This is a genomic window from Sphaerospermopsis aphanizomenoides BCCUSP55 (assembly GCF_001586785.1).
Classification (GTDB): Bacteria; Cyanobacteriota; Cyanobacteriia; order Cyanobacteriales; family Nostocaceae; genus Sphaerospermopsis_A; species Sphaerospermopsis_A aphanizomenoides_A.
Window position 1 is genome coordinate 79,868 of the sequence record NZ_LUFH02000007.1, and the last position, 14,031, is coordinate 93,898.

Sequence of the window (14,031 nt, forward strand, 5' to 3'; positions counted from 1 at the left end):
AATTTTTATAAACTCTTCACCCAATCTTTCACTGCTTTTCTAATCGTCCTTCTACCTCTTGCTGACTGCTGATAGCTTACTGCTGAATGTTTACTTTAAAAAGCATGGAGACAATAGCGATCGCGTCCTTGTTGTTTTGCATCGTACAGTGCTTTATCTGCTGCGGCAATTAATGTATCTGGTTTAACTTCATTATTGGGTATCAGTGCCGTAATTCCTAAACTGACTGTGACAATATCTCTGACAGTGGACTTAAGATGAGGAATTGCCAGGTTGTGAATTGCTTCCTGAATTCTAACTGCGACCTTAACAGCACCCTTTAAATCTGTATTAGGTAAGAGTACCGCAAATTCTTCACCACCATAACGCGCTACTAAATCAGCAGGACGATTTACATCAAGATGACGAATAAATTTATACACTGCTTGAGCAATTTGTAATAGGCACTCATCACCAGCTAAATGACCATAATAATCATTGTAATATTTGAAGGCATCAATATCAAAAATAATCAGGGAAAGTGGCCGCTGTATTTGTGTCGATTCTTCCCATTCCTGTAGCAACCGATTATTAAAACAACGACGGTTAGCTACCTGAGTTAAACCATCCAAATTTGCCAGTATTTCCAGTCTGTGATTTGCCTGTTGCAGAGCTAGTTCAATTTGTTTTCGCGTTGTAATATCACGAATAGTAACTGCAAATCCATCACCTAATTTTACTGCCACAAAGTGAAACCAAGAAGAATCTCCTGATGGATAATAAAAATCCTGTTCTAGCGGTTCTGCTGTTTCTACAATCTTCACAAATTTATCAAAAAGTTCTGGGTCAATATGACTGAGAAATTTCTTTAATACCAATTTGCCAATTAAATCTTCCCGACTACGTTCAAAGACTCTAGCGATAACAGGATTGACAACCAAGCAACGAAAATCTTCAATATCTCCAGTCACGGGATCTCTAACAGCTTGCATAGCAGCAATCCCATCCAGAGAACTATTTAAAACACTAGCTAATAAAGCCCTAGAGTGATACAGTACCTCTTCTGTTTCTCTGCGGTTATTAATTTCTTTTTGCAGAAGAAGTTGCTGACGTTGAATGGTCAACTGATTTTCCAGACGTGCTACTACTTCTTCGATTTGAAAAGGTTTGGTAATATAATCTATACCCCCTGATTCAAATGCCTTGACTTTATCAAAAACATCATCTAAGGCACTAATAAAAATTACAGGTATATTGCGTAAATCTTCATCTATTTTGAGTGCCTGACATACTTGATATCCATCCATTTCTGGCATTTTGATATCTAAAAGTATGACATCTGGCCGCTTGACCTTGACAGTTTTGAGTGCCATCCTGCCACTGGTGACACTGCGAACAGTGTAGCCGAGTTTGATTAACAAATCACTTAACAGTTGTAGGTTTTCGGGAATGTCATCTACCAGGAGAATATTACCTTTAGTTTCTTTTTCAGAATCAAGATTCATTGTTTATCAAGGGTGCGGCTAAATCAACCAACTGTTGAAATTCAAATTAATGGGCTATTCCTGTTAAGGAATGTATTCAATGAGGTTCTGTTTTAGGAGTTTCTCCTCTTAGTTCCATAACAGAATTGGTACTTTCTTCTATAGTTGCTTCATAATAGCTGATTAATCTATTCTTCAGGCATAAATGCCAGATGATCAGATAGTCGGAGATATTTTTTCTGTATTATCCCACTCAGGAGAGCTAGTTTCAGCAAAAATATATCTTACACCAAGATGTGAATTCCTAAGTAGCAATTTGGGTTATCCATAACATCCTATGATTTCCTCACCACCTTGTCCGTTGCTATGATATTTACGACATCTTGCCATAACATTGTAAGAGAGTGCGGACAACTTCTTCAATCTTGATTGGCTTACTGATGTAATCATCCATGCCTGCATCTAAACAAGCTTGACGATCACTCGGTAAAGCACTGGCTGTCATTGCTACAATCCGAGGCTGATTAATCGGTGTTTGGCGAATCAATTTTGTTGCTGTCAAGCCATCCATTTCTGGCATTTGCATATCCATCAAAACTACATCATAGGATTGGTTTTGAACTGCTTTTAAAGCTTCTATCCCATTTTTAGCAAGATCCATTTGATAGCCAAGTTTTTTGAGGATTTGACTAGCTACTTTTTGATTAACTATGTTATCTTCTGCTAACAAAATTTTTAAAGGACATTTCTGGGCGATTGTGTAATCAATTTCCAACTGTGTACAAAAAGATGTTTTTGACTGTTCTATATCTGAGACTAATGATACCAAGATGGTAAAATAAAAAGTTGATCCTTGCTCAGTCAGATTGGGAGTCCAATTGAAGGGAGGATTACCACCAACATGACCAAAACTTTCTACCCAAATTGTTCCTCCCATCAACTCGACTAAACTCTTACAAATAGTTAAACCCAAACCTGTACCACCATATTTACGACTAATAGAAGCGTCAGCTTGAATGAAAGGTTGAAATAGCTGTAAGATGCGATCGCTATTAATACCAATACCTGTATCTTTAATCTTAAAGAGCAGTTCACACTGTTTTTGTTCTAGTAATATTCGACTAGCAACGGCAATATAAATACTTCCTTGCTCGGTAAATTTAATTGCATTACCAACCAGATTCAGAAGTATTTGACGCAAACGAGATCCATCTCCTACCAGAAATTTGGGAATATCTGCTTGATGTAAATATTGCAGATTAATTTGTTTGTCTAATGCTGGAAGCTTGAGAAGATTAAACACTGATTGCAAAATATCTTCTAAGATAAAAGCTCTTTGTTCTAACTCCACTATCCCAGACTCAATTTTTGAAAAATCAAGAATATCATTAATAATATTTAGCAGTGCATCACCGCTTTCTCTAATAGTTTGTAAAAAGTTTCGCTGTATCTCTGTGAGATTTGTACTAGCGAGTAATTCTGTCATTCCCAATACACCATTCATCGGAGTACGAATTTCATGACTCATGTTAGCTAAAAACTCGCTCTTGGCTTTAGTAGCGGCTTCTGCGGTTTCCTTGGCTTTGGCTAAAGCTAGTTCGGCTAATTTGCGCTCTGTAATATCTTTCATTACACCAATTACGCAATCTTGTCCATTCAGTTTTTCTCTTTTAGCAGAAAACAAAACATTTTTAGCTTCTCTTGACTTGGTGCGAATTACAACTTCAAAGTTTTGGATTTTCCCTTCCTGAATTAGCATTTGCCTGAAGTATTTTAAATCCTCAATGTTTTCCCAAAGTTGAATGTCTACACAGGATTGACCTAAAATTTCATCTGATGTACATCCTAAGAATTGACAAAAACTCTCATTAACATTTAAACAAATTCCTTCTGCTAATGTAGCAATCCAAATGGGATCGGGACTATTATTAAAAATGGTAGAAAATCTGTTTTCTGATTCTTGAAGAGCAATTTCGGCTTGTTTACGGACTGTAATATCACGTACTGTAATAGCAAAACCATCTCCCAATTTTACTGCCGCATATTGATACCAACAAGATGTTTCTAAAGGATAGTATAAATCTTCAGTTAATGATTCCCCAGTTTCTACAACGTCAACAAATCGGTCAAATAGTGTAGAATCAATATAATTCAAAAATTGTTTAACTGCTACTTTACCAATTAATTCATCGCGGTTACTTCCTAATGCTCTGGAAATAATTGGATTGACGACTAAGCAACGAAAATCCTCAATTTCACCCGTGATGGGATGGCGGATGGCTTGCATAGCAGCAATTCCATCCAGCGCACTATTTAAAACACTAGAAAGTAATGATCTAGATTGATAAAGTATTTCTTCTGCTTCTTTGCGTTTAGCTATTTCATCTAATAAATAACGTTGATGTCTTTGAATAGTTAATTGATTTTCTAAGCGTGCTACTACTTCTTCTATTTCAAAGGGTTTAGTAATATAATCTACGCCACCTATTTGAAAGGCTTTTACTTTGTCAAAAGCTTCATCTAAAGCACTGATAAAAATTACAGGAATATCTGCTAGTTGTTGTTCTGCTTTGAGTGCCTGACAAACTTGATAACCATCCATGTCTGGCATTTTGATATCCAACAAAATTACATCTGGCTTCTTAATTTTTACCGTTTTTAGTGCCATCCTCCCACTTGTAACTCTACGAACTGTATAACCAAGATTTAGTAGTATATCGCTGAGTAATTGTAAGTTTTCAGGAATGTCATCTACTAAAAGAATCGTGCCTTTACTTTCAGGCTGGGGATTAGGTTTCATGATCAATTAATTTGTATCTAATAGTAGAGGTTCAACTAAATCAGCAATTATTTCAAATTGAGATTGATAGATAAGTTGAGTTAAAGATTGAATTAAACTAGTCTCTGTCTCTGGAATTTCTTGAATTAATTCCATTATGACATTAACATTTGCTTCTAGTGCAGTATGATACAATCTTACAATCCAATCTTTTGTCATTATTGTTAAATTTTCTGAAGTTAATGCATTTTCTGAATAATTGCTACTCTCTTTCAGAATAGGTTCTGCATAAATATATTTCACTCCCAAATGCTTAGATATTGCTTCCAATATAGTATGTTCTGTAAAGGGTTTGCGGCGAAAATCATCACAGCCTGCTGAAATTACAAACGCTTTTTCTTCTTCTAAAACACTTGCTGTTAAGGCTATTACAGTCGTAGCACTTCCTTTAATTTGAGACTTAATATATTTGGTAGCTTCGTAACCATCCATCACAGGCATTCTCATATCCATGAAAATCAGGTGAGGTTCCCACTCATCCCAAATAGTAATAGCTTCTTGACCATTACTAGCTTCTTTGATCTCAAATCCCAGAGGACTAAGCAGCTTAATTAACAATTGACGATTAATAGATTTATCATCTACTGTTAATATTTTGTATTTAGTTTCACTTGGGGCGAGTTCTACAACTCTAGGATGTTCTTCGACTAAATTAATATTACTTGGTTGCCCTAGTTTAGCTTGAATAGAGAACGTAAAATTTGTACCTTTTCCTAATTTACTTTTTACTGAAATATCACCACCCATTAACTGTACAAACTTACGACTAATAGCTAAACCTAAACCCGTTCCTTCTTGGGCATCTTTTCCCGATTGGGTTTGAGAGAAAGCATCAAACAGTTTCGGTAATTCGGCAGTAGCAATACCTATACCTGTATCACAAACTTGAACATTAATAGTTACAACATCTGTGATTTTTTTACTGCTACTATTTACCGTTAAACTTATTCCTCCTAATTGTGTAAATTTCAAAGCATTACTAATTAAATTAATTAACACTTGCCGCAGTTTAACTGGGTCTGAGCAAATGTACCGAGGGACATTTTCATTCCGCTGAAATGTTAAATTTAAGCCTTGATTACTTGCCCGTAAATGAAACATATCTTCTAAATCATCAAGCAAGCGATACAGGTCAAAATCTGTAGGATTGAGGATAGTTTTACCTGCTTCTATTTTGGATAAATCCAGAACATTATTAATTAGTGTTAGTAAATATTCTCCACTGCGATAAATGATCCCTACATTTTCATATAAATCGGGGGGGATATTTTTATTGCGTACTATCAATTGGGAAAAACCGAGAATAGCATTTAAAGGAGATCGCAATTCATGACTCATATTAGCAATGAACGCACTTTTTGCTTGATTTGCTACCTCTGCTTTTTCCTTGGCAATGGCTAACTCTGCGGTTCTTTCTTGTATACGATTTTCTAAGTCCTGGTTTAACCTTTGTAACTGCATTTCCGCTTGTGTACGTTCATTAACCGTAGCTGATAATACTAAATTAGTAATAGTAATTACCTCCATAAAAGTTTGCAGTAATAAAGTTGCTTCGCTGATATTTCCAGTTCTAGCCAGAAAAGGACCCCCATCTTGAAAATTAGCTAAGATTGAAATTAGTGATACCAAAAATGTAGCTACACTAGAAATAGTTTGGTCGAATTTTAAAGTTGCCCAAATAATTAAAGGTAAAGGTAAATATTCTATAGGATAATTGGCAAGATGTTTGTCAATTTTTGTGTAAAATACTAGGCAACTAATAATAGTGATTAAGCACAATAAAAACAGATATTGTAATCTGATATTCTTTAATTTACTTTTCAATAAAATTGATGTGAGCGATGGTTGATTACCAGGATATACTAATAAAATTAGGGGAGTAAATATTAATATGCCCATGACATTCCCCACCCACCAAGTCCAAAAAAGATTAATCAAATTACTCCAATCACCTGTGGGAGATATACAAATAAAATCAATCCAAAATCCTTCTTTTAATAAACAAATAGTTGATATCTGCAAAATACATTTAATAAGCGTAGAAATTATAGCCCCCACAAATATCAGTTGAAAGACATCATTTAAACGATTTAATCGGCGATTAAAATGAAAATAATCTAAACATTTGACAGCAAATGTAGCTTGTAATATTTCGCATATCAGAGGCATGATTGATGATGTAAAATCAAATGGATCTTCACCAGAAATGATATATAAAATAAAACTGATCACTATTGCTGGCCAAACTCTGATTCCAAACAGTAACATTGCTCCTAAAGCAATTCCCGCAGGTGGCCAAACACTTAACGCCAGAGGATCTAAACGATGAAGTCCCAGTGCCATGATCATTCCCGCAGTATAACTAACGGTAACAATGAGGAGTTGTAGCTTGTAATTTCTAGTGAGCGATCGCTCAATTTTTTGTCTTAATTTCATCTTCTTTATTATGCAAATTTTCTATACCAATTTCCGGCAACTGGTACTGTGAAGTGAACATCGGTTTTAATGTTTGTTAATTATTGATATTCTCGGTTTCAATATTTGGTAATAGTAATCTTAAGGAGATATTGAAAAAATATGTTTGCTGTGCTGACTTGCAATCATGCTTATAATTTGGAGAGTTTAAGAATTGTTGCATTTTTTAGTGCTTCCTGAAATTCAGTAATAACAATAGGTTTACTGATATAATCATTCATGCCCACATCTAAACACATTTGCCGATCCACCTCTAACGCATTAGCAGTTAAAGCGATAATATAAGGCTGGGGTTTGGCAGATTGTCGAATTATCTTTGTTGCAGTTAAACCATCCATTTCTGGCATCTGCATATCCATTAAAATTATATCATAAAATTTATTTTCTAATATTTTTAAAACTTCTAAACCATTGTTAGCCACATCTGCGTTATAACCTAACTTTTTTAAGGTCAATAGCACAACTTTTTGATTAACTTTGTTATCTTCTGCCAATAAAATTCTTATGGAAGATATTTCATTAATTGTCTTCCCTGAAGATAGTTGGGGAGAATTTTCTGCTATTAAGTTACTAGGTAAAACTGCTGTTGTGATAAACGTAAAATAAAAACTTGAACCCGTGAAATTATTATTTTTGATATTTGATGACCAATTTTCAAGAGGATGACCACCAATATGACCGAGACTTTCTACCCAAATAGTCCCTCCCATTAAATTGACTAAACTCTTGCTAATAGCTAAACCTAAACCTGTACCGCCATATTTACGACTGATGGAAGCATCTGCTTGGGTGAATGGTTGAAATAATTGATTTAAGCGTTCTTGCTCAATACCAATTCCTGTATCTTGAATAGATATAATTAATTCTATCTTTTCATCTTTATGTTTACTATTAATGGCAACGGTAATATAAATTTTACCTTGTTCAGTAAATTTAATAGCATTGCCAATTAGGTTTAATAAAATTTGGCGAAGGCGAGCAGCATCTCCTAAAATATGTGTAGGAATATCAGGAGTAATCGCATATTCTAACTGAATATTTTTGGTTGCTGTTTGTTTAGCAAATAGGTTGTAAACCGATTTAATAATATCATTTAAAATTAACGGATGTTTTTCTAATTGCAACATTCCTGATTCAATTTTTGAAAAATCCAGAATATCATTAATAATGACTAAAAGAGCATAACCGCTATTCCTATTTGATTGCACAATATCTTGTTGTTCTTCTGTCAAATTGGTATTAGATAGTAACTGAGCCATACCTAAAACCCCATTCATGGGAGTACGAATTTCGTGACTCATATTAGCAAGAAATTCACTTTTAGCTTTAGTAGCTGCTTCTGCTGCCTCTTTGGCCTGCGCTAAGGCTAATTCAGCTTTTTTGCGCTCGGTGATATCCCTTGCTGCGGCATAAATCAGTTGACCTTGAGGTCTAGAACGCCATTCTAGATAAATATATGAACCGTCTTTTCTGCGATAGCGATTAGTAAAATTTAATATATCTTCTCCATTGCTAAGTGTTTTTATTGCTTCCAGGGTAGATTCTAGATCATCAGGGTGAACAAAATCGAGAAACTTCCGATCCTGTAATTCATCTAAAGAATAGCCCAAAACATCTGGCCATAAAGCACTAACTTTGCGGAAATATCCATCTGTATCAGCAATACATAATAAATCTAAAGTAGTGTTAAAAAATCTCTCTAACTCTGTAGTTTTAGTTAATAGTTCATCAGCGAGTTTTTTGGATTCACTAATGTCACTGATATAGCCATGCCAAATAATACTATTATCCAGTTGTTTTTGTGGTGTGGCATGACCAAAAACCCAATTTACTTGACCATTTCGATGACAAACTCGATATTCAATATACCAAGGAGTGAGGTTGTTAGCGGATTCTAAAATAGACTGATTAATCTTCTCTACATCATCCGGGTGAATAACTTGACAAACAGGTGTGGCATCTTCTTTTACTTCCTCTGGAGTGACATCATAAATTTCTCGAATACCATCACTAGCATAAGGATAATGGGAAGTACCATCAGGTCTGAGACGATACTGATAAATCATGCCGGGGATGTGATGAGCTAGTTGATCCAAGCGTTGTTTAGACTCAACTTGATCAGTTATATCTAACATTACCCCATACAAAGCCACATCTCCGTTTTCTCGGCATTCTTGGCGGGATCTTGCTTGTACCCATTTGACTTTTTTGCTGGGGGTAATAATGCGCCATTCATGCTGAAAAGGAGATAGATTTTTGATACTATCAGCAATGACTTGTTGATAACTCGCTAAATCATCAGGATGAATCAGCACCTGATAGTTATGGAAATTTTCTAGTAATTCTTTAACTGTCAACTCGCAAATATCTTCAACAGCTGAACTTACATATTCAAAATAGATTGAACCATCTACAGGTTGAACAAGAATATAGATACCTCCAGGCGACGAGATAGCAATTTTTTGAAATCTAGCTTCACTGTTTTGTAAAGCTAATTCCGCTTGTTTACGTTCAGTAATATCTTCCGAAATGCCTAACAAATATTTCGGTTTACCAAATTCATCTAAAATAGGAATTTTCTTAGTATGTAAAATCCGTACACTTTGATTCCTTGTGTAAATAAATTCTTCATGAATATCTAGAACTTTACCATTTTTCAGAACTTCTCGATCTTTGAAAATGAAAAAATCTGCTGTCTCTGGTGGAAAAAAGTCATGATCGCTTTTGCCAATTAATTCTTCTCTGGTATAGCCCAGTAATTCTTCCCCTGCTTTGTTAAAACGCACAAATTTCAAATCTTCAGCATCTTTGACAAAAACCATATTGGGAATATTTTCAATAATAGAATTGAGGAAATTATGAATTCTCCAAGTTTCTAATTCTGCTTGTTTACGCTCAGTAATATCTAAATAAACAATTGCTACTCCATAATTTTCTAAGGGAATTGGTGCTGCACTAACACTCAACCAGCAAATACTACCATCCGTCTGGATAATTCCCATTTCCACATCATGAATGAAGCGATTTTCTTTCCAAGCCCGCACACTAGGATATTCTTCAGATGCCATTGGAGAACCATCAGGATAAATAATTTCCCAATTATTGGTATTGTGTATATGTTCGGTATTTTGAGCAGAAGTAACGCCTAAAATCTGGCCGATCATAGAATTACCTAACATGGTATTACCTTCGATTAATTTTCCTTCTGCGTCGGTAATTAAAATACCAATAGGTAGGGTTTGAAAGAGGATTTTATATTTTTCTGTAGATTCTTTCAAGGCTATTTCTAGCCTATCAAAAGATTGATGAATTTGCGCTAACATTTCATTAAAAGAAACAGCCAAAACCTGAAGTTCTGTAATTGCTATATCTTCTGATAAATATTCATGCCATTCTCCTTTAGCTAGGGATTGACTCGCATGACTAAATCGCAAAATTGGCTGAGTAATCCAACTAGCAGTCAGAATTCCCATTCCCGTTGCTGTCAAAAATGTGAGAAAACATAATAAAATTGTCTGTCGATTATTGTTTTGAATTTCTGCTATAAAGTCAGATTCAGGAATAACAACGATTGTCAGCCAATCTAAATTGTGTTGGCTTTGTAATGGTAAAATCTGCACAAAGTACGATTGATTTTTAAATTTAAATCTCAATAGCTCTCGCTGATGAATATGATGAAAATTACCAAAGTTATTTTTTAAATAGGCAGTAGTTTTTTGAGTTAAAATATTGCTACTTGCAAGAGCATTTAGCCTGCGTTGATTTGGGTCTACATTTTTTGCCCAGTTGTTAGGATTGGCTGGGTCAATTACCCCTTTACGAAAGGGAATTTCGCCGGTAGAAGTACCAATTAATAACCCATTTTTTTCTATGACAAAAGCTTGACCCGTTTTGCCAATTTTTAAACTTTTGAGAAAAGCCCCTAGTTGAGATAAAGAAATGGAAGAACCGAGAACTCCTTGAAAAGTATTATTAGGAGCGTATAAAGGCTCAAGGTAAACAGCAACTAAAATCGGGTTATTTGCTTTAATAATTGCAACGTTGAGTCTCCAAATTGGACCACCAGCCTTTTTTATTGCTCCATACCAAGGGTTGTTAGGGGGGTCTTTATGGGGGTCGTAAGTTGTTGAACGTCTAATTAATTTGATACGTTTACCCTGACTATCAGCTAGATAATTGTCCCAATTATAATTAGTGGTTTTATCCCTTAATCGAATTACACGAGAGCCATCATCTTGCTTTTGGATGATTAAAATTTGTTTTTGTTCATCGGCAATTGCTACTGAATTGATATCATTAAAAATCTGTGATTGCTGCCAAAAATATTTCTCTATTGTAGCTAAATCACGCCAGTTAATAATACCCAATTTGATAATTGCGGCATTATTTTTCACAATTTCCGTTGGTTGATGCAAGTAATTAGCTAAATTTTGTTCAATCCGATCGCCCACTTCTGTCATCAGCGATTGAGCGATATCTTCTACCGCTTTTTGTCCACTACGGTAGGAAAGATAAGCCACTAGTCCCACTGCCCCCACAATTTGTAAGACAAAGGGGATGATTAACACTAATCTCAGAGGAATTTGTCGGGATTTTTGAGGTTTACTGGTGCGATCGCTAATCATTGCTTATCAAGGGTTCGGCTAATTCCACAATCTGCTCAAATTCAAATTGTCGAGCCAGTTTTGTTAGTGACTTTACCAGATAAATCTCTGTTTCTGGAATTTCTTTTAACAGTTTTAAAACCAGGTTAGTATTAGCTTCTAGCGCCGCTGCATATAATTGATTAATCCAATCTGTGGACATACAGGTCAAGCTGGCTGATGTCACGGCTTTATCATCTGGATTATCCAAATCCAACGCTTGTGTTTCTGCATAAATGTATTTTACACCCAGGTGTTTAGCCAAGGCATCAAAAATTGTATGTTCTGCAAAAGGTTTACGTAAAAAATCATCACAACCAGCCGAAAGAACGATCGCCTTTTCTTCTTCTAAAACACTCGCTGTTAAAGCAATCACAGCCGTAGCATTGCCTTTAGTAGTGGATTTGATATGTTTTGTAGCTTCGTAACCATCCATCACAGGCATTCTCATATCCATCCAAATTAAATGTGGTTCCCACTCATCCCAAATAGCGATCGCTTCTTGACCATTACTAGCTTCTCTAATCTCAAATCCCAAAGGTTCCAAAAGCTTAATCAACAGTTGACGATTAATAGGTTTATCATCCACTGCCAGAATTTTATAGGTAGGCTGTCCTGATGCCAGTCCGATCACTCGCTGATGTTCTTCTGGACTGTTACTAGTTGTTGCTTTACCTAGTGTTGCCTGAATATAAAAACTGAAAGTTGTACCTTTACCGATTTCACTTTCAACCGCAATCTCCCCACCCATTAAGTGTACAAACCTGCGACTGATAGCTAAACCTAAACCAGTTCCTTCTTGCATCTCTTTTCCCGCTTCTGCTTGAGCAAAGGCATCAAATAGTTTTGGTAGTTCAGCCGCAGCAATTCCCACTCCTGTATCACGAACTCGGAAATAAAGATTGACAACATCTGTTGTTTCTTCATTTCCTTTGTTCGCACTCACTGTAATTCCACCTTCACGGGTAAATTTAATGGCATTACTGATTAAATTAATTAAAATCTGACGCAATTTAACTTCATCACTGCAAATATAACGGGGTAGTTTTTCAGTGCGTTGAAATATGAGTTTTAATCCCTCATTACTTGCCCTTAAATGTAGCATATCTTCTAAATCATCTAGCAAGCGATAGAGGTCGAAATTATGTACATTCAGTGTAGCTTTACCTGCTTCAATTTTCGATAAATCCAGAATATTATTAATTAGAGTCAGTAAATAATCTCCACTGCGATAAATAATCCCTGCATTTTCATATTGCTCAGGGGGCAGATTATTAGCACGTAACATCAATTGCGAAAAACCAAGAACGGCATTGAGAGGCGATCGCAATTCATGACTCATATTGGCAATAAATACACTTTTTGCCTGGTTAGCAGCTTCTGCTTTAGCTGCTAATTCCTTGGCTTTGCTTTCACTTTCTTGTAAATCTCTAGTCCGGTCAAAAACTCGTTGTTCTAATTCTGTATTGGCTGTTTTTAGATATAACCTATATTTATGATTTTCTGTGACAATAGCTAACATGACCATAGTAGTCACAGATATGACACCCATAAACAGTTGTAGTAATAAAATGGAATGATTCTTCAAAGCTGCGTCATAAAACACTCCTAAACGATAACTGGTAGTCACAACTGCTGCTGTAGAGATCATTGCCACTAATAAAGTAGTTACTTTACTGCCAAAGCGAAAAGCAGACCAAAATAAAGGCGGTAACAGTAAATACTCTAAAGGTTTTGGTTGAATCAAAGTACAATAACTGACTATACCTAAAATAATTAACGTTGCTAACATTTCGCCACTGAGCCACGATTTAACTTCTATATCAGGTATCTTTCGGGACAAAGTTAAAATAGGTGGAGCAAATACTAAAATTCCTACAGCATCACCAACCCACCAACTAAATGAGACTGCTAAATATTGATGCCAGGATTCATAGCCAGCTAAACAAACTGTAACTACACCTAACAAAGATTGAAAGATAGTACCAGTAAATAAAGTACACAGCGAGAAAATAACTGCATCTCTAGCTTTATTCAAAGGGTAATTAGTGCCAGTGAATCGCAGTATTAGCATTACAGAAATTAATGAGCCAATTGTAGTCCCAACACCTCCAATAAAAGCTAAAATTGGTATTTTCATACCGATAGAATTAGCAAAGACTGCACCTAACAAGACCCCAAACCAACGCGATCGCCCCCACAGCAGCAAAAAACCCACAGCAAAACCTGTACCTGGCCAAACAGGAGTACCAAAAGCCGGAACAGACGTTTTTTTCAAAACCAGCCAAGAGACAACATAGTAACTCATGGCAATAACTAACACATCAAACCACCAACGAGGGTTTTTATACTCAACACCAAGCCGTTGAAAAATCTTCATAGGAGGGAACAGGGAACAGGCAACAGGCAACAGGGAACAGGGAACAGGGAACAGTTTCAGCTATCTGTCATCCCCAAATTTTCTGATCTATATCAATCCAAAATACACACTTTTGATGCTACACCCTTCAAAAACCTTGCACCTACTTTCCTATTTCTCAGCCTCAAACCTTTGATTTATCTAGGTTCTACCAAAAAACTGGGCTTAAGCCCCTGCCTCCCCTGCTTCCCC

At 35.8% G+C, this 14,031-nt stretch carries 5 protein-coding genes; all 5 read right to left on the bottom strand.

Annotated features, from left to right (window positions below):
- Positions 1-95: 95 nt before the first annotated feature.
- A complete protein-coding gene (locus A0J48_RS03305) occupies positions 96-1,484 on the bottom strand; it encodes a diguanylate cyclase domain-containing protein (RefSeq protein ID WP_200320303.1) in 1,389 nt (462 codons plus the stop codon).
- 352 nt (positions 1,485-1,836) lie between these two features.
- On the bottom strand, positions 1,837-4,263 hold the full coding sequence (locus A0J48_RS03310; RefSeq protein ID WP_200320305.1) for a response regulator: 2,427 nt from the start codon (positions 4,261-4,263) through the stop codon (positions 1,837-1,839).
- A gap of 6 nt (positions 4,264-4,269) precedes the next feature.
- Positions 4,270-6,738 (bottom strand): MASE1 domain-containing protein, encoded by a 2,469-nt coding sequence (locus A0J48_RS26720; RefSeq protein ID WP_234300694.1) that lies wholly within the window; start codon positions 6,736-6,738, stop codon positions 4,270-4,272.
- A gap of 170 nt (positions 6,739-6,908) precedes the next feature.
- The gene (locus A0J48_RS03320) at positions 6,909-11,402 is read right to left on the bottom strand and encodes a PAS domain S-box protein (RefSeq protein ID WP_200320307.1); all 4,494 of its coding nucleotides are present in this window, start codon (positions 11,400-11,402) and stop codon (positions 6,909-6,911) included.
- On the bottom strand, positions 11,395-13,800 hold the full coding sequence (locus tag A0J48_RS03325; protein ID WP_200320309.1) for an MASE1 domain-containing protein: 2,406 nt from the start codon (positions 13,798-13,800) through the stop codon (positions 11,395-11,397). Before A0J48_RS03325 ends, A0J48_RS03320 begins: the two co-directional genes overlap by 8 nt.
- Between the last annotated feature and the right edge of the window lie 231 nt (positions 13,801-14,031).